The 17,854-nt window shown below is 45.2% G+C and carries 15 protein-coding genes; 7 read left to right on the top strand and 8 right to left on the bottom strand.

Going from position 1 to position 17,854, the window contains the following annotated elements; genetic code table 11:
* Positions 1-5: 5 nt before the first annotated feature.
* The 3 genes from ABDW16_RS23355 to ABDW16_RS23345 form a co-directional block, all read right to left on the bottom strand.
* A complete protein-coding gene (locus ABDW16_RS23355; RefSeq protein WP_343673127.1) occupies positions 6-719 on the bottom strand; it encodes a hypothetical protein in 714 nt (237 codons plus the stop codon).
* A gap of 250 nt (positions 720-969) precedes the next feature.
* Positions 970-2,358, bottom strand: a complete 1,389-nt coding sequence (locus tag ABDW16_RS23350) for a DUF5723 family protein (RefSeq protein ID WP_343673126.1) — start codon at positions 2,356-2,358, stop codon at positions 970-972.
* Positions 2,359-2,774: 416 nt separating this feature from the next.
* Complete coding sequence (locus ABDW16_RS23345) at positions 2,775-3,698, bottom strand: hypothetical protein (RefSeq protein WP_343673125.1); 924 nt, start codon at positions 3,696-3,698, stop codon at positions 2,775-2,777.
* 419 nt (positions 3,699-4,117) lie between these two features.
* Here ABDW16_RS23345 and ABDW16_RS23340 point away from each other — a divergent pair, with 419 nt between their 5' ends.
* The gene (locus tag ABDW16_RS23340) at positions 4,118-5,350 is read left to right on the top strand and encodes an MFS transporter (RefSeq protein ID WP_343673123.1); all 1,233 of its coding nucleotides are present in this window, start codon (positions 4,118-4,120) and stop codon (positions 5,348-5,350) included.
* 47 nt (positions 5,351-5,397) lie between these two features.
* Here ABDW16_RS23340 and ABDW16_RS23335 read toward each other — a convergent pair whose 3' ends face one another.
* Complete coding sequence (locus ABDW16_RS23335; protein WP_343673121.1) at positions 5,398-5,937, bottom strand: hypothetical protein; 540 nt, start codon at positions 5,935-5,937, stop codon at positions 5,398-5,400.
* 388 nt (positions 5,938-6,325) lie between these two features.
* Between ABDW16_RS23335 and ABDW16_RS23330 the strand changes: the two genes are divergently transcribed.
* From ABDW16_RS23330 to ABDW16_RS23320, 3 genes are all read left to right on the top strand, one after another.
* Entirely contained in the window at positions 6,326-6,925 is a 600-nt protein-coding gene (locus ABDW16_RS23330; RefSeq protein ID WP_343673119.1) for a hypothetical protein, read from the top strand.
* Between the two features lie 146 nt (positions 6,926-7,071).
* Positions 7,072-7,236 carry a hypothetical protein gene (locus ABDW16_RS23325; protein ID WP_343673118.1) on the top strand — a complete coding sequence of 55 codons (165 nt, stop codon included), beginning with the start codon at positions 7,072-7,074 and terminating at the stop codon, positions 7,234-7,236.
* Between the two features lie 166 nt (positions 7,237-7,402).
* The gene (locus ABDW16_RS23320; RefSeq protein ID WP_343673117.1) at positions 7,403-7,774 is read left to right on the top strand and encodes a hypothetical protein; all 372 of its coding nucleotides are present in this window, start codon (positions 7,403-7,405) and stop codon (positions 7,772-7,774) included.
* A 193-nt stretch (positions 7,775-7,967) separates the two neighbouring features.
* Here the strand turns inward: ABDW16_RS23320 and ABDW16_RS23315 are convergent, their stop codons facing one another.
* The 4 genes from ABDW16_RS23315 to ABDW16_RS23300 form a co-directional block, all read right to left on the bottom strand.
* On the bottom strand, positions 7,968-10,349 hold the full coding sequence (locus ABDW16_RS23315; RefSeq protein WP_343673116.1) for an ABC transporter permease: 2,382 nt from the start codon (positions 10,347-10,349) through the stop codon (positions 7,968-7,970).
* 200 nt (positions 10,350-10,549) lie between these two features.
* Complete coding sequence (locus tag ABDW16_RS23310; protein WP_343673115.1) at positions 10,550-11,848, bottom strand: radical SAM protein; 1,299 nt, start codon at positions 11,846-11,848, stop codon at positions 10,550-10,552.
* Between the two features lie 12 nt (positions 11,849-11,860).
* Positions 11,861-12,451, bottom strand: coding sequence for a hypothetical protein (locus tag ABDW16_RS23305; protein WP_343673113.1), 591 nt, complete (start codon positions 12,449-12,451; stop codon positions 11,861-11,863).
* A gap of 31 nt (positions 12,452-12,482) precedes the next feature.
* Positions 12,483-13,529, bottom strand: coding sequence for an agmatinase family protein (locus ABDW16_RS23300; RefSeq protein WP_343673111.1), 1,047 nt, complete (start codon positions 13,527-13,529; stop codon positions 12,483-12,485).
* Between the two features lie 263 nt (positions 13,530-13,792).
* On the opposite strand from ABDW16_RS23300, the gene ABDW16_RS23295 reads away from it, so the two are divergent.
* From ABDW16_RS23295 to ABDW16_RS23285, 3 genes are all read left to right on the top strand, one after another.
* Complete coding sequence (locus ABDW16_RS23295; protein WP_343673109.1) at positions 13,793-14,191, top strand: cytochrome c maturation protein CcmE; 399 nt, start codon at positions 13,793-13,795, stop codon at positions 14,189-14,191.
* A 79-nt stretch (positions 14,192-14,270) separates the two neighbouring features.
* The gene (gene ccsA, locus ABDW16_RS23290; protein ID WP_343673107.1) at positions 14,271-16,805 is read left to right on the top strand and encodes a cytochrome c biogenesis protein CcsA; all 2,535 of its coding nucleotides are present in this window, start codon (positions 14,271-14,273) and stop codon (positions 16,803-16,805) included.
* 86 nt (positions 16,806-16,891) lie between these two features.
* Positions 16,892-17,854: alpha/beta hydrolase (locus tag ABDW16_RS23285; RefSeq protein WP_343673105.1), on the top strand; the 963-nt coding region annotated here is incomplete at its 3' end.

The raw sequence follows: 17,854 nt of genomic DNA, 5'->3' as shown, positions 1-17,854 counted from the left end.
AAGTATTAATAAAAGTTAGCATTACGCCCATTGGATGCAATCACAGCACCGGCGTTGAAAACCCTGGTTCCCTGCTTTTCCAGGCTAAAACCAACCCCGGTGAGGACCCCTGCCACAGTTGAATAAGCCGTATAGCTGCCATTATACTGGTCATTTGCGACTTCTTCCCAGCCTGTGCCCAATGTTATTCCTAAGATATATGACCCCATGTGGCTAAGGCCATTGAATGCATACCTGATATGTGGGTCAACGGTAGGACCTCCATCACTGAGATCACATTTTTCTTTTGACGTAATCCAATAAGGAGCAAAAGTACTTTTTACCACTGTCCAGTTATAAAACATGGTAAATCCATAGGGGCCGGGGCCGGTTTCATACCATGCATCCGGATCGTCATTAGGGTTACTAAGGGGAACAAGGGATCCAGCCATGTCATATGCACTAAGATCCTGGGTACTGGCAGTTTTACTATTCTTATTTGCTTCAGTGGCCGGATAAATGCTACTCAGTAATAACTTTTTATCTTCAGCAGATGCACTATCCAGGAAATTTACAATATTCACCAGGCTTTCCCTTGTAGGGTTGGCAATGTTGAAATTTTTAGCAATAGTGGCAATGGTAGCTGAATTTGAGGCTTGTGGGGCTGGATTGCCGGCATCTTTTTTACATGCTGCAAATGTTGCCATAACAAGTGCAAATGCCAGGTACTTTTTCTTCATGATTAATGGTATTTAGGTTAATATATAAAACTCAATGTTGGGTGATGGTTGATTTGGGATACGTTTGCATACTAATAAAGAAGGGAGGGAGGCATTAGTGCCCCATGGGGAGCAAATTATTTTTCAGAATTTATTTTGTCGTCTCACTAATTTGGGGGGCTGTAGTGGATTCCTTACTTGCTATATAACTCAAAAGAAAAGGTGTCTCTTATGAAGACACCTTTTTTATTTCGAAAAAATTAAACTTTAACTAGAACTGCGTTGCAGGGCAACCTAACAGCGTCTTACCAAAATGCATTGGTACCAGGCGTATCGCCACAAAACCATCCAGCCTGTTTTTATTCTTTTGGAACAGGTTAGAGATAACAGTATTTGAACCAAGCACCAATGGTCCCAGGCGGAAACCGGCACCCATATCAAACTGGCTGTGGTTATTGACATCAATCGGGATATACACCCCAAAATTACGTCCATCATATCGTGGTGTCACAGTGAAGTGCGATACCATGTATGTTTTGCTCGCGTCATAACGACCGCTATTCAGCGACATTACCGCGCTACCATTGACAAAGAAGCGGGCATCGATATTGTAATCGAATGCTATATTCAATGCAGTCGGCAGGTTCATACGGAACTTATCGTCACTGGCAATCGGGGTAAAGTAAGTTTGCAGGCGGCGGTAGTAAGACTGCCAGCCTTCCCCTTTTCTCATTTTGATCTGATTCGGGTTTACATTCGCCACCAGATTGAGGTCGGTATTGGAAGAAACTTTCTTATAAGAGATGCCACCGATGTCAGTAATACTCACACCCAATCTCATCTTATAGTCGTCCCCTTCAGGATTCCAGTCGTTTTCCCCATATCCCTGCAGTCCATCCATTTCAGCTCTCCATTCGTACACCACACCAAGGTCCATACCTACGCCCCAGTTGCCGGTAAACGGCCTGTAATTGCTGGTATTGGGCTTTTTCCAGTTGTTGATACCATCGTTGTAACCTACTTTCAGTGTACCGCTGGTGATATTGGCACTGGTAGCAGAGTTCATTACAAAGCTGGCGTCTTCAACCTGCGCATAGCCGGCAGCGATACCATTCAGTACTTTCAGGGTCACACCACCTTTCAGCAGGTGCATGCCATCGTCTTTCAGGATCTGTGCGTAAGTGAAGTCATATTCGTTCCACATATGAAAGCTTGCATTCGCCAGTTCCATATCGTAACGTTGATTATAATATTGTGCATTCGGGAAGTTGTTCGCAAAGAAATTCGCCACGTCGGTATTCATATTACCGCCGTTTGCCTGGGCACGCACGCGCCATACGAATGCGATGGATCTCGACTCGTCGATAGAGTAGAGCACGGATGGCATCATTACATCCATATTGCCCCATCCAAATTGTTTTCCTGTAGACATGGTGTCGAGGAAGTAGTCCCTGTTTCGTTTCAGCCTTTCCAGTGAATCTGGCGGGTGAAAGATCAGCGACTTTGGAAATCGTGCATAAGTATTACCTAGAGCGGCGCTAACGCCAGCTACGTTTACGTCCCATTTGAAGTGTGTGCCGGCAGCCATACCAGGGTTGGAGGGTACTCCATAAATCCCGGCGTAATGACTGTTTGCATACCCGCCCATGTTCATGTTCATCTGGGCCTTGGCCTTGTACGGCTCGATTAAAGATATGGTAATGACAGTTGCAAGGCTTAAGACTCGAATTACTCTAAAAAGCATATATCTAATTAATTGGCAGTTCGGTTTTCCCCTTTATAACGCAAAAAGTACCTATATATTGGCGGACGCTACAAAAGAATTTCCCATGCAAATATATCTAAATATATTATTGTTATTAAATTATGTTATTATAAATGAGGAGGAAATGAGCTATTTCCTGTTATGCGTAAAAAAATCCCTTCCCGGGTGAGGGGAAGGGATTCATTTTCAGGTATAATTTCTTGTTATTGAATATTAAAGTTGAGGCTCCTGAAGGAAAAATTTCCTGTTATTGCACGTTAAAGTCGAGACTTCGCCAACAGGAATGAAGCTCCTGCCGGTATAATCTCCTGTTATTGCACTTTAAAATAGAATCGGATCAATGCAAACTGTACCTCGGGAGCATCCGCATTTGTATTGTATTTCAATTCCCTTGCTGCTCTTTTTGCAATTTCAATCAATCTCGGGTTGTTCAGTGTAGAACCTTTGAGTGAGTGAGACGCTTCGATTACATTTCCACTTCTGTCAACTTTAATATTGACAGCGATATAACCTGATTCGTCTCCATCATAAGTGAGAGAAGGCTTACTGATCAGGCTACGGCCATTCAGGCGGAAGTCTGACTTACCACCACCCAAGCCACCGCCGGTATAACCGCTGGCATTTGGATCGCCATTGATCTGGCCACGATCGCCGGGTTTGCCGGTATTACCTTCGCCGGTGGAATTGTTAGAGCCATTGGCATTGTTACCGCTATTGTTGCCGGTGAAAGTACCGCCACCGAATACGGCTTTTGCTTTTTGTGGTTTCTCTACTGCAACCGGGTTATTTTCAGAAGTTTTCTTGGTCGTTTTTGTTGGTTTGCTATCCAGATTCTTAGCTACTTCCTTTGGTTTTTCTACCGGTTTTTCCGGCTTATTTACCTCGGGGGCGTCTTCGTTATCCTGGGTAGCGATATCTTCCTGGGTAGAATTGTCCTGGGAAGGTACTGGCTCGTTTTGAGGGGTAGAGGCATTGGCAGCGTCAGCGCTGGGTGGGTTTGGGTTGAGTGGTTGCTCATCGCCCATGCCATCGTCGGAGGTACCGAGATTTACCTCCATACCCAGGTCCTGGTTAGGGAGCGGGGGAGGTGCGGAGAATCCACCCAGCACCAATGCTAATAAAATTAATGCATGCACAGCGATCGTAACGCCTAATGCTTTGATATTTTTATCAGTATTGTTTTCTTTTTCCTTAACTATATAGTTTGCCTTTGTATAGTTTTCTTTTTGCTGCATAGGCCAAAAATAAGATATTTTCTAATACGTGTGGACCGTGATGGTGTAAAACCTGCCGGGTGTGATCCGAAATTTGCCTTTTCCATTCGACCTGGATTCCAAAGCAGATAATCCAGAACGTGTGATCCGAAATTTGCCTCATCCATTCTAATATCAGAAACCATTCCAAATACCTCTCCGCCTCCTTTTTTCAGGGTACCCCCACCGGCACCCACCTGTCACACCACCGTAACTCCGCCTACACCTAACCCCACTCTTTTTTGGACAGGCGAACCATAAAAATTCTGATTACCTTTGCGCTGAATTTTGCCTTTTAAAACCACAATCTCTTGTTTTCTTTATATAAAAAAGCCTACGCCGGCCTTTCAACCTCAACCTGGATATTAGCAGTTGTCCTCCTTATCAATCGCAGTGGTGCCATGGTCATCCCATTTATGACCGTTTACCTTACACAGCAATTACACTTTTCTGTACAACAGGCTGGTCTGGTCATGACCTGCTACGGTATCGGGGGAATTGTCGGTGCATTTATGGGCGGACGGTTATCTGACCGTTATGGCTTTTATCCTGTGCAATTTTGGAGTTTGCTACTGCAGGGATTGATTTTCCTGGTACTGGGACAGATGCAGACGCTCTTACAGTTCTGTATCTGCATCTTTATCCTGAGTCTTGTGGGCGATGCTTTCCGACCAGCCAACACTGCGGCCACTGCTCACTACAGCACCCCGGAAAACAGGACCAGGTCTTACTCCCTGAACAGGCTGGCTTCCAACCTGGGTTGGTCCGTAGGACCGGCAGTGGGAGGCATTGTGGCGGGTTACAGTTACCATCTTCTTTTTTGGGTAGACGGTTTAACCTGTGTGGTGGCTATTCTGGTCATGCGGTTGATGATTCCGCCGGTACATATGGTGCCGAAAATGCAGGTGGCAAGACAAACGGGTTGCGAAGGTGAAAGTGTAGACAAGGCTTCAATTGAGCGCACAGGCAGGGATAAAATTGAGAACGTGGGCAAAGCTAAAATTGAGCACCTCGGCAAAGCTAAAAGTGATAGTGTTTACAAAGATCATATATACCTCACCTTTATCGCGCTCAGTATTTTATTTACTACCGGTTTCTTGCAACTATCCACCATGGTGGCTTTATATTTTAAAGAGATCCTTCATTTGGGAGAAGCACAGATCGGGATGGTATTAGGCATCAATGGTCTGCTTGTCGCGGCCATTGAAATGGTCCTGATTTATAAAATCGAAAACCGGAAGCACCCGTTGGCATTCATGACCCGTGGGGTGGCGCTGGCCAGCCTGGCGTACCTGAGTTTTAATATTTTGCCGGCAGCGGGGTTTGTAAGCATTGTATTTATCGTTTTATTTACCGCTGGTGAAATGCTGAGCATTCCTTTTATGACCGCGTTCTTTATCAGCAGGAGCGGAGAGCACAACCGCGGGCAGTACGCGGCATTGTATACGGTATCCTTTGCGGTATCGACGATCCTGTCGCCAACTATCGGTTCTGCTACGATCGCGCATTTTGGATTTAAAGTCTGGTGGTATGTGGCTGCTGGTTTTTGTTTAATTGCAGCTATTGGATTTAATTTTTTATACCAGAAGGTGACTGCGAAAAAAGCGGTTATGTCATCTGAGGTTATGCTATGATAGCATCATCGTGGTCAGTCTCACTTTGGAATAAGATAAAATTGCGCCTATTCTAACCGCACTTCTCTCACTGTTTCATTGCCGGGCAAATCTACCGCCACGACTATTACTTTGCCACCCGGTGGCAGACCAGCCGCTTTATAATACCAATCTACGCCATTCCTGCCTAACTCTGCCTTGCCTTTTTCCACTATGTTACCAGCAGCATCCACTACCCGTACATTCACTTCTGCTACCCTGAATTCATCTTTCGCAGTCACCACCACAGTTTCCTCTTCAAACTGAATATTTTGCACTTCAGGAGACCGATAAGCATCTTTCACCGCCATATTATAAGCATTCTGCCCCGGGCCTGCCAGCGACTTATAATAAGCCTTTATCTCCGGGTCTTCCAGGATCACCACGGCATAAGCCGCGGCAACCCGCATCTTATACCTGGCTTCCAGCTGCTTCTTTGTCGGCTTCTTCTTTGACGGGCCGCGTTTCTTCGCCATAATTATCTGCCCGTTCCGTTCGTAAATCGTGATCTGATCGCCCAGCGTACCGCGGACGAGTTGGAGGAGTATGTTGTCTTTAACAATGGCCATAAAAAATCGGTTTTGGGATTACAAAATCAATATTAATGATCTTACCCCAACCATAGTGAAGCTTTAACACTAAATGAGTACTAATACATCACTAAATGTGCACCTTAATATCGAATCGATATAGAAATGTAGTTATGATGTACTTATGGTGAACTGATGGTAGTATAGTTTGGGTATAGTTTTATTAGCTATATTCAGTAGGCATTTACTACATATTGTCTGATAATTTAATCGAACACAGAAACGGGCTAAAAGCTGGTTTAACTGAACAGCAAACAGCCTGGAATACCTGGACAGGACAACAATCCCCAAAGAATGGGTTTAAGACTGTTGAGGTGATTTCTTTGGAAGATGGCAATGTATCTGCTATATTTAAAAATAATGATAAATGGCAAATGCGTATTTTTTGGTCAGCGACACGACCAAATCTCATATTAACATTACATCTGATTATTTGGACGATTATTATTTAATTGACAATAACCAGCTTTATAAGACATTTGATAGTAACAGTTTGAAGGATTATTTTACATTACTGAATGATTCTCTATTGTCTGATTTGATGAATTACAAAGATGACCACTGGAAATCAAACTATTATAAGACGTATGAATATAAAAATATCAGTACCAACTTGAATTTAAGAAGTATCGAGGGGATAAAGCTTGCTGCCAGGATTGGAGTAGCAAGGTTAACGGAGACGGTTTTAAATCAGCAAGAACAACTATACATCCTGAACAGGACTTTGTTACATGGTAACGCAAGAGAAGAGATAATGAAGATTTTAAAGAAACTTGGGCATGCTTCAGTTGAACTCATTACGACTGAGATTCATAACTTATCAACTGTTTATTCTTCTGTTCCTGACACGAATTTTAGTGAGGTTACGGCAAGTCTTGATTACTTAATGGCAAGCAATCTGGTAGAGCACCAGGGAGCTAATATGTATTGCCTGACGTTTGTTGGTGAATTGTTTGCAGTAAGGTAGTTTTTATCAAAGCTATGCTGAGAATAATAATATAAATTAATTGTCTGCTAATGGTAGTTCTTTGTATAGTTTTGGAGGTCTTTCATACGAGCCTTGGTTTAATTGCAGTTTTGAAATTCCCCAAATCCATTATTCCAAAGGTTAATATGAGATTGAACAAAGGAGATGTAGTTTATTTAATCAAGGGTATACAATTTGAAAGTCCAAGGCAATATGAAGATCTCGAAGGAATAGAATTTAGTTGTTTACTTTCTGAAAATGCTTGTGATGTTGCTGTTGGAGATGTACTGACGCTGCATGAAGAAAAGTAAATAATGCTTAAAATATTTTGGGGGCTTGATTCCCCATCATATTTTGAATCGAAGTAAAACATGTGCTGGTCTTTTTTGTAGGATTGGAGATATTTTTAGTTCTTCAAACAGAAATCCGGAATCTATTATGGCGATTATTCCATTGACCAAATAAAATTAAATTTAAATGAAAGAAGATGTTATTGCCGTAATTAATAAACGGGTAAAAGAATTTATATTTTTAGATGCTTCAATTTATAAATATCATGACGACGGACTTACATTGGCGTTGAGTGAGGATTTTACCTATTTCCATAATTTTGAAATAAGATTTAGAAATGTGTTTACAGTAATTAGTAATACTAGCTGGTCATTAGAGACTAAAAATGATTTCATCAGGATTCTTGAAAATAGCGAAGAAAGCTGTCATCTGAATTTAAAATATGGGGTTGTGATTGGGAACTCTATTTTTCAGTTAAGTACGGATGAAGATAAAGTTTTTTATATTATTGCAGAGGATATAGAATTAATAGATAATGTTGTAAGATATTATTCATAAAACCTGACTTTCCTGGCGGTGCCTGACCAGATTTTCCAACTTAGATGAAAGAAAGAAAAACGCCATTGGTACCCATTTCCCATCAGATAAAAGAGTAGTAGCAGAATTTCTCATCAAAGAAATAGCATCCACCATTTGAACAAACAAATAAGAAGTATAAGTCAAGAGACAATCTCATAAACCCAAACTCCAATCATTCAGTACGCAGACTTTTAACAGGATTCATCAACGCCGCCCGCACCGCCTGAAAACTCACCGTTGCCAGTGTTACAAGCAGCAACCCCACCCCGGCAATCACAAAGATCCATGCGGATAAGGAAGTATGAAGCACATAGTTCTGCAGCCATTGACTCATGCAGTAATAAGCAAGGGGCATAGCGATCAGCATGCTCAACGCCACCAACTTTATGAAGTCGGCAGAGAGCAGCGCCCAGAGACCTGTAACGCGGGCACCAAGCACTTTGCGAATGCCGATCTCCTTTGTACGTTGTTCTGCAACGAAGGATGCGAGACCGAAAAGCCCCAGGCAGGATATAAGAATAGCGAGGCAGGAGAACACCGTTGCCAGATTGCCAATGCGCGCCTCTGTATTAAACTTCTTTTGAAACTCTTTATCAACGAAAGTATAGATAAAGGGACTGGCCGGGTTGAACTGTTTGAAAACCGGTTCCATGGCGGCGAGGGCCCTGCGTATCGGGGTACCGGGTTTGATGCTGATCAAAAAGACAGAATGGCCACCGTCACCCAAAAAAATCGCAGGTTGCACCGGGTAATAGGGACTGTTGTTGATCATGTTCTTCGTGACACCGATGATGGTATAAGACTTCCCCCAATGCTTAATGGTTTTGCCGATAGGGTCTTTAAACCCGAGGATGCGGGCACCCGTTTCATTAACGATGGCTGCCGTACTATCGGTCAGGTACGTACGGGAAAAGTCACGTCCTTTGAGGATACTCCAACCGATGGTAGGACCAAAATCGGCGTTCACAAAAATGTCGCGGAACGTGACAGATTTTGCTTCCTCACTCATTCCTTCCCATTCGAGCATATTATTCTGATAAAAACCATTAAGGCTCGTGGAGGAGTTGGCAATACCTGCCACCATACCGGTGTTGAGTAAACCCTGCCGAAGCGCCTCGTAATGATCGTCCAGTTCCTTTGTATTAGCGGGAACGGTGATCAGTCCGCCCTGCTGGTAACCCAGTGGCTGATCTTTGGCAAATTGAATCTGGCGGAATACGACGATGGTGCCGATGATGAGGGCGAGCGAGATGGAGAACTGGGTCACCACCAGGATTTTTCGCGGATTGCTGGCGCCTTTGCCTGCCTTGAACGCCCCTTTCAGCACTTTCACCGGTCGGAAGCCGGAAAGATAGAAAGCCGGGTAGCTGCCCGCCAATAGGCCGGTGAGCAGGGTGCAGATCAATGAAAGTGTCCAGAAAAGGGAACTCGTCCAGGGGAAAGTCATGGTCTTACCAGCCAGCTGGTTGAACCAGGGCAGGGTAAGCGCCGCCAGGACAATGGCAAAGACAAAAGAGATGAATGCGAGCAGGACCGACTCACTGAGGAATTGGGCGATGAGGTGACTACGTGGCGAACCGACGGTCTTGCGGATGCCTACTTCCTTTGCGCGTTTTTCGCTGCGGGCTGTAGCCAGGTTCATAAAGTTGATGCATGCCAGCAGGAGGATAAAGACTCCGATAATCCCGAGCATTCTTACATAAACGATACGACCTTTGCCGACGGCGTTGCTATCATCGTAATGCAGGTAGAGGCTTTGGAACGGAAGCACATTATAAGTTTCATACGCGAACTTTACAAAAGGGCTGCAGATATTTTTAATACGGGCTGTTGCCTGACTCGCGGTTACGTTATCGGCGAGAAGGGCAAAGATGCGGCAATTGTGGTTCTCGAAATTGTCGGTATTCCTGATCCAACTGGTTTCTTCATTGGCCATCGAAATGAAAAAGTCATAGTCATGTAAGCTGCTGTTCGAAGGCTGATTGGCATATACGCCACCCACGATGAACGGACGGCGATTTTCATACTTAAAGGTTTTACCAACTGCGTTCTCCGTGCCAAAAAGCGCCATAGCGGTAGACCTTGAAATAAGGGCGGTGTTTGGGTCGCGCATGGATTCAGCGTTGCCGCTCAGGAAATGGTAACCGAAAATGAGGGGAAAGGTATACTCTGCTGAAGTACCGGTCTGGATGATATTTTTGTCATCACTAACCAGCAAATGTTGCCCGGCCCAAAGGATCACCGCCGTTTGGGAGAAGACATCCTGGTAGTCTCCTTTTTTCAGCCAGGGGTTGAGTGCTGCAGACAGGGTAGTGCCCACACTCGAGGGTGGCGTTTGCTCGCCGGTCTGGCCCTTTGGCCATTGGTTTTGCATGATCTCCACAACGCGGTCGCCGTTCGGAATACCCTGATCAATGGAAAGTTCGTCGACTGCCCAGATGCCGATGATCAGGGCGATTGCCATGCCGGAGGCGAGGCCGAAGATGTTGATAAAGGAGTAGCCGCGGTTCTTGCGAAGTTGCCGGAAAGCGAGGCGGAGATAGTTTTTGAACATACTCTTGGTTTAAGAATGCAGCAGAACAATCGCCATAAACGTACCTGTTTTTTACATTTTAATAATCAGTTAGTTATGATTCGGTTGATTTTATTAGTTGTCCGGTTTCGCACACTTTATGTTCAGTTTTATGCACAAATAAACAAAAAGAGCTTGTTCCCTTTCAGAAACAAGCTCTTTCAATTCAAATATCCTTCCTGTTAATAATGCGCAAAATCCTGCGTGTAATCCCCTTTAATCCTCTCCATCGGCGGGTTAAAATACCCATATTTCAAATGCGGGAACTCCTCATGTATCAACTCCTGCAATTGCTTTACCCCTAAACACTCTCCCGTCTCTGTAATTCCTAACCGGCCCAGGTACCAATCCGGATCAATATTGAAATTCCGCCACTGGATCATCTTCAAACCTGTATCCTTAATGAGCTTACGCAGTGCCTCATACTCATCCGCACTATCCGTCATGCCGGGGAATACAAAGTAGTTAATAGACGTCCAGCCATCAAACTCATTCACCACTTTCAAACTCTCTACAATATCTTCAAACTGGTAATTATTCGGCCTGTAATAAGGGGTATAAAACTTCTCCTGCGCAGAATTCAAACTCACACGAATACTATTCAGCCCAACCTTACACAACTCTCTTACTGCATCCGGTTTACTACCATTGGTATTGATATTAATGCTACCTTTTGCAGTATGCTTTCTCATCTCAATAATTGACTCACGGATGGTTTCCCACATGAGCAACGGCTCTCCTTCACAACCCTGTCCAAAAGACACAATTGGGAACGGCGCTGTTTCCAGGTGTGGTACGGTGAATTCCACAATCTCCTCTGCAGTAGGTTTAAACCGCAAACGATCCTGTGTAGATACAATCGTTTCTTCTTCCGGCTGGAACGATATACAACCAATACAATTGGCATTACAGGCCGGTGAAGAAGGAATCGGACATTCCCAGCGACCCATAAAATAGTTGCGTGCCGCAGGGCAATGATAAGTGAGTGCACAGTTATCGGCCAGGTGTTTCACCAGCCTGTTGTGCGGATATGCTTTAATCAGGTCTTTTACGCCCTGCTTTACTTTCTTTTCATCAAAACCGGCACATTCCTGCCTGATATCTGCTTCAATTCTTGTAGCAGGCACATAAAACTTTCCATCCAGCCAACCTACAGCGGTATAGCAGAACAATGGCAGGGTAGGTGCATCCGGCATGGTCTCGTACGCCGCCATATAAAAACCTGTATGTGCAGGGGGAATAAAGGCAGCTACTGCCCATCCTTTATCGCACAACTGCATTTCACCGGTTTCGGCATTCAAACCAATGCCACGGCGACCGGGCAATTCATACAGCGATCCGCCTTCCGGCAGTTCAATCCATTCGTCCAGCTCTATAGGCCATGCATCCCAGCCACTACGGCCGGTAGTAAGCATGGTAGTATCTTCAAAAATATTCCCCTGACCGTCGGAATATAAAATGTACGGCGACTGTTTTAACATACTGAGTTGTGATTAAAGCCTGCTCTTAAAAAATGCATTCATTTCAGCTTCCTTGTCTGCACCGGGTTCATCCAGAACCTCCAGTTGCAGTACCTTGTTGTCTTTAAAGTCCAAAGTGAGCAGGTCGTTGCGCAAAATTAAATTATTCAGGCGGCTCCAGCTAATCACCTTTTCTGAGAAGGTGGTGGGCAGGGTTGCGCCATTGAAATCAACCTTAATATATGAAGGCATGAAAATCTTGTATTCGGCATAACCGATGTACGCAGCGGCAATACCTGTGAGGAACAGGAAACCGGCTACGACAGGCTGCATATGGCTCAGCACATACAGGCACCCTGTGAGACAGGCAAAGGCCTGTACGGTACGCGCCAGGCTGTTGGCAGACTGTATATTCTTAAACCGCTTCATCATAAAAGGGAAGACGAGGCTGCCGATTCCCAGCAGGAAAAAGAAACCAGCCACTGCCCAGTTAGGATCCGGGCGGTTGTAAATGCCAATGGTAATGAGTAAAAAGAGTATGCCGATGAGGCCATGCATAGCTGGCTGCAACCGCAAACGGGTCATGGCATTGGGATGTAAGATCCTTATTTTATAAGATTGCATGTGTGAAATTACTTGTTATGAAGATGGATCACTACCTGTTATCAGGATGCACCATCAGGTTACACAATTTAAACAACACCCTTGCCCCTACATTCGCATCCCACTCCTCATGTGCACTACTCACCTCGCTCAGATCAAAGCCAATCAGTTTACGACCGCTGGCCAGTATCTTTGCAAAAAGATAATAAACCTGTTCGCATTCAAACCCACCTGGCACAGGCGTACCGGTATGTGGACAGAGTTTAGGATCCAGTCCGTCAATATCAAAACTGATATAAACCTGCTGTGGTAATTTTTCAACTATTTCGCTGGCAATAGTGGCCCAGTTCACACCTTCGTATTGACGGTGTTTAACATCCCGGTCAAAGAAGGTATTTACCCTTTCCTTATTATTTTCAATGTATTGCAGTTCCTCTTCGCAATAATCACGAATACCGAGTTGCACGAGTTTGGTCACCTGCGGTACTTCCTTCAGCACATTGTACATGATAGAAGCATGAGAGTACTGAAAACCTTCGTACCCATCGCGCAGGTCGCAGTGGGCGTCGATCTGCAGAATACCGAATTCACCTTTTTCTTCAGCAAGGGCTTTAATATAGCCGAGAGGGGTAGAGTGGTCGCCACCTACCAGACCTACCAGCTTGCCCTGGTCCAGCAGGAATTTAGATTGATTATACACCCACTCGTTCATCAATTCGGTACCCTTATTGACGTCTACGAGCGTTTTTTTCAGAAATTCATTGTCGGAGATATCGCCACCTTCTGTAAGGAATTTCAGGTAGAGTTCAGCTTCTTTGCGGAGGTAGTCGCTACGGAGCAGCAGGTGCTTGTCCGGGTCGCGCATGTAGAAGCCTTTTTTCCAGCCTTCTTTTACGTCAGGATCAAGGAGGTCGATCTGTAACGATGCTTTACAAATCTGTTCAGGTCCTCTTGCAGTACCGTGACAGTAGGAGACTGTCACCTCCCATGGAATGGGAAGTAACACGAGTGATGCATCCTCTTCAGTGGTTGGCAATCCAAAGATATTATTAGATACCAGACTGACAGAATTAGGATCAAAGTTGGATAAATCCGCCATGATTATGAAGTTCTTATACTATTTTCCGGCGCAAAGATAGTACTTTATACATAAAGCGGTATTGCACAGCGTGGATGCTGAAAGGCCATGGCAGTAATGCCAAAAGGCAGAGCCGGCTTTTATGATAAATATCATATCTCCTTTCATATAAAAAATCCATCTTCAAACCTCATTTTGCCGTAATTTTGCGCATTGAAACATGAATGGACCGTATTAAAGGCTAAAAAAACACATTAAGGGGAAGCTTAAGATCTATTTACGATATGAAGAAATCTAATATTGTTTTATTAGTACTGATTGCTGTAGCAATTGGGGTGATTGTTACAGTGGCCGGTGATTTCAGTACCTATGAAACATTCGCCACAGCTCGTCAGAAAGAAGGAAAAGAATTCCAGGTAATCGGAAAACTGGATACCACCAAAACTATGCTGTATGATCCTGCTAAGGATGCAAACCTGTTTACCTTTTATGTGCAGGATAAATCCGGTGAAGTCTGCAAAGTTGTTTATTTCGGTACCAAACCTACTGATTTCGAAAAAGCAGAAAGCGTAGTACTGACTGGCAAGATGATCAAAGATGGAGAATTTCATTGCGGAAAGATCCTGATGAAGTGCCCTTCTAAATATAAAAATGACCAGGTAGCGGTTGGCAACAAAGTATAAGCCGTTCGCTTTATAATATTAAAAAGTAGTTAATGGCCCGCACAGTCGGGCTATTTCTTCATTCTAGCACCTTTTTATCTTGAAGACGACATATATAGGAGAGCATTTATTGCCCGGGCAGTTTGGACATTTTTTTGCAGTTCTGGCATTCGTTGCCTCGATAGTGGCCACTGTCAGCTATTGGGTAAGCGTACGTACCGAAGATGAGGTAAAGAGCCGTTCCTGGAAGCTGCAGGGCCGTTGGGCGTTTATCGTTCAGGCAGCATCTGTATTTGCAGTATTTGGTTGCCTGTATTATGCATTGTACAGTCACTATTTTGAATATAAATATATCTGGCGCAACTCCAGCCGCGACCTTCCGGTAAGTTTGCTGTTGTCCAGCTTCTGGTCTGACCAGGAAGGTAGTTTCCTGCTCTGGTCTATCTGGCAGAGCATTCTGGGCCTGGTGCTGATTCGTACCTCCAAAAAGTGGGAAGCGCCTGCTATGACCATGCTCTCATTTGCACAGGTGTGCCTGGGCAGCATGCTGATCGGTATTTTCATTTTAAATTATAAGGTAGGTAGCAACCCATTCATGCTGCTGCGTCATGCACCGGAAAACCAGGGTCTGCCATGGGTAAACAGTCCTAACTACCTCAACTTTATCAAGGATGGGAATGGTCTGAACCTGTCCCTGCAGAACTACTGGATGGTAATTCACCCGCCGGTACTGTTCCTGGGCTTTGCTTCTACCATCGTGCCTTTTGCCTATGCCTTTGCCGGCCTCTGGACAAGGGAATATAAAGAGTGGATTAAACCAGCCCTGCCATGGGCCCTGTTCAGCGCGGCAGTACTGGGTCTTGGAATTATGATGGGGGCTGCCTGGGCGTACGAATCACTGACCTTTGGTGGTTACTGGGCATGGGATCCGGTAGAAAACGCTTCTCTCGTACCATGGCTCACGCTGGTAGCAGGTATTCACACCCTGCTGGCCTTTAAGTCGTCCGGCCATGCGCTGAAAGCGACTTTCTTCTTCTTCTTCATAACCTTTATTTTAATCCTGTACTCCACCTTCCTGACCCGTAGCGGTGTATTGGGTGATACTTCTGTACACTCCTTTACGGACCTGGGTATGAGCGGACAACTGACCTTCTTCCTCTTCGCGTTCATCCCTGCATTTGGCATGCTGATAGCCCGCAGAAAAGAGATCCCGGCTGTTCACAAGGAGGAAAGTACTTACTCCCGCGAGTTCTGGCTCTTCATCGGTTCCCTGATCCTGATGATTGCCGCTATCCAGATCACTTTTACCACATCCATCCCGGTATGGAACAAGCTGATTAACAACCTGGGTATCAAGAAACTCTTCAATATTACGCATGACATTGCACCTCCGTCAGACGGGGTATTCCATTATAATAAGATCCAGATCTGGATTGCGATCGTGATTGGGATACTCACCGCTATCGTGCAATATCTGAAATACAAGGATACGCCGAAAGGGCAATTTACCCGTAAACTGCTGATCCCTACAGGGCTGGCACTGGTAGCGACTGTGCTCTCCGGCTGGCTGGGCAGGGTCAACTACGATGCATATGGTGCGGGTTTCCTGATGGCGATTTACCTGATGATGTTTGCCAGTTACTATGCCATTATTGCGAACGTGGCGTACATCTGGATTGGTCAGAAGGGCAAACTGAAAGCGGCGGGAGCATCTGTGGCACACATTGGTTTTGGTATGGTGCTGCTGGGTATCGTGATCACATCATCCAAGAAAGAAACCATTTCTATCGACAGGATGAAAATGCTGGATGGCGGTTTCTTTGGTGCGAACAGTAAGGAGAATCCACGTGAGAACCTGATGCTGCCACGTAACTTCCCTGTACAGATGGGAGATTACCATGTGACCTATGCAGGCGATTCTATGCCGGCGGGCGAATCCAAAACGTTTTACCTGGTAAGGTATGAGCGGAAGGATGCCACCAGCGGTAAAACACTGGAAGCCTTTACGTTACATCCGGATGCGTTCCTGAGCAATAAAGGTGAGCAGACCCTGACACCGAACCCGGATTCAAAACATTATTGGAACAAGGATATCTTTACTTATATTACAGCTGTACCTTTGAAAGAAGATGACAGTGATACGGCTACTTACCAGCCGCATGTGGTAGCACAGGGGGATTCAATCTTTTTCTCCAATGGGTATATGGTGATGGAAGGGCTGGATCCGCAGCCAACCAGCCGTAATTATACCGCCGAGCCAAATGACCTGGCTGTGGGTGCAACCCTGAAGGTATATACCAAGAACAATGACCAGTACAACCTGAAGCCGATTTACCTGATCCGCGACAGTAGTTACGAATATAATATCCCTGATACCGTGGCACCATTGTCACTTTACGTTCGCTTTAGTAAGATCCTGCCAAAGGAGAAAAAGGTAGAACTGGAAGTAAAAGAATCTACTGTTTTCAGGGATTACATAGTGATGAAAGCCTTTATCTTCCCATTCATCAATGTGTTGTGGATTGGGGTGATTGTAATGGTGGTAGGATTCATTATGAGTATGTTCCAGCGTCTGCGTCAGAACAAAGAAAGACCGGCGGTAAAGAAACCTTTAACAAAGGAAACGGTGGTTTGATCGTCTGACGATATAAATGAATTGACTGATACAGGTAATAATCTCGGTTATTACCTGTATTGTTTTTTAATAATAATTGACTCTCCATGAATAGCAGATGGCTGCGCGTTTCCCTGATGATTCTTACGTCCCTGGTGTTGGTGTATTACTTGGGGCCAAGACCTGCTGTACCTGTGTATGATCCGAAGTTTCCGCAGGTGCCGGATAATGTGGTGGAACTGGAAAAATATGTCCGTCAGAAGGAGGCACAGCATAAGCTGAAGCCGGATAATGAGGCCCGGATTGTGTGGCATGATTCCCTGCATACAAAAACGGAGTATGCAGTAGTATATCTCCATGGTTTTTCTGCCAGCCAGGGGGAGGGCAACCCGGTGCACCTGGATTTTGCAAAGCGATATGGTTGTAACCTGTACCTGTCCCGCCTGGATGCACATGGGCTGGATACCTCAGAGCCTTTGCTGACTATGACGGCGACGGGCCTGTGGCGGGATGCGAAGGAAGCGCTGGCTATTGGGAAGGCGTTGGGAGAGAAGGTGATCCTGATGGGGACGTCTACGGGGGGTACACTGGCGCTGGACCTGGCAGCGACGTATCCGAATGATGTGTATGCAGTGATCAATATGTCGCCGAATATTGAGATTAATAATGACATGGCGTTTTTGACGAATAATCCGTGGGGGTTGCAGTTGTCCAGGATAGTGATGAAGGGGGATTATAGTGAGTCGAACGAGAAGGATCCATTGCGGGCGCAGTATTGGTATACCCGGTACAGGCTGGAAGCGGTGGGGGAGTTGCAGGGATTGCTGGAGACCACGATGGTGCCGGCTACGTTCAGGAAGATAAAGCAACCGGTATTGAATTTATATTATTATAAGGATTTGAAGCACCAGGATGGGACGGTGAAGGTGAGTGCGATTTTGAAGATGGAGGGTTTGTTGGGTACGGCAGATAGTTTGAAGGAGGCGGTGGCGATACCGGAGGCGGGAAATCATGTGTTGGGGAGTTATATGACGTCGCATGATGAGAAGTGGGTGGAGCGGACGAAAAAT

The sequence above is a fragment of the Chitinophaga sp. genome (genome assembly GCF_039596135.1).
Taxonomy (GTDB): domain Bacteria; phylum Bacteroidota; class Bacteroidia; order Chitinophagales; family Chitinophagaceae; genus Chitinophaga.
This window is presented reverse-complemented; position numbering and strand designations above follow the sequence as displayed.

Bases quoted from the DNA above. Each gene is read 5' to 3' on its own strand.
- ABDW16_RS23355 (WP_343673127.1), bottom strand. From the start codon at position 719: ATGAAGAAAAAGTACCTGGCATTTGCACTTGTTATGGCAACATTTGCA.
- ABDW16_RS23350 (WP_343673126.1), bottom strand. From the start codon at position 2,358: ATGAACATGAACATGGGCGGGTATGCAAACAGTCATTACGCCGGGATT.
- ABDW16_RS23345 (WP_343673125.1), bottom strand. From the start codon at position 3,698: ATGCAGCAAAAAGAAAACTATACAAAGGCAAACTATATAGTTAAGGAA.
- ABDW16_RS23340 (WP_343673123.1), top strand. From the start codon at position 4,118: ATGGTCATCCCATTTATGACCGTTTACCTTACACAGCAATTACACTTT.
- ABDW16_RS23335 (WP_343673121.1), bottom strand. From the start codon at position 5,937: ATGGCCATTGTTAAAGACAACATACTCCTCCAACTCGTCCGCGGTACG.
- ABDW16_RS23330 (WP_343673119.1), top strand. From the start codon at position 6,326: ATGGCAAATGCGTATTTTTTGGTCAGCGACACGACCAAATCTCATATT.
- ABDW16_RS23325 (WP_343673118.1), top strand. From the start codon at position 7,072: ATGAGATTGAACAAAGGAGATGTAGTTTATTTAATCAAGGGTATACAA.
- ABDW16_RS23320 (WP_343673117.1), top strand. From the start codon at position 7,403: ATGAAAGAAGATGTTATTGCCGTAATTAATAAACGGGTAAAAGAATTT.
- ABDW16_RS23315 (WP_343673116.1), bottom strand. From the start codon at position 10,349: ATGTTCAAAAACTATCTCCGCCTCGCTTTCCGGCAACTTCGCAAGAAC.
- ABDW16_RS23310 (WP_343673115.1), bottom strand. From the start codon at position 11,848: ATGTTAAAACAGTCGCCGTACATTTTATATTCCGACGGTCAGGGGAAT.
- ABDW16_RS23305 (WP_343673113.1), bottom strand. From the start codon at position 12,451: ATGCAATCTTATAAAATAAGGATCTTACATCCCAATGCCATGACCCGT.
- ABDW16_RS23300 (WP_343673111.1), bottom strand. From the start codon at position 13,529: ATGGCGGATTTATCCAACTTTGATCCTAATTCTGTCAGTCTGGTATCT.
- ABDW16_RS23295 (WP_343673109.1), top strand. From the start codon at position 13,793: ATGAAGAAATCTAATATTGTTTTATTAGTACTGATTGCTGTAGCAATT.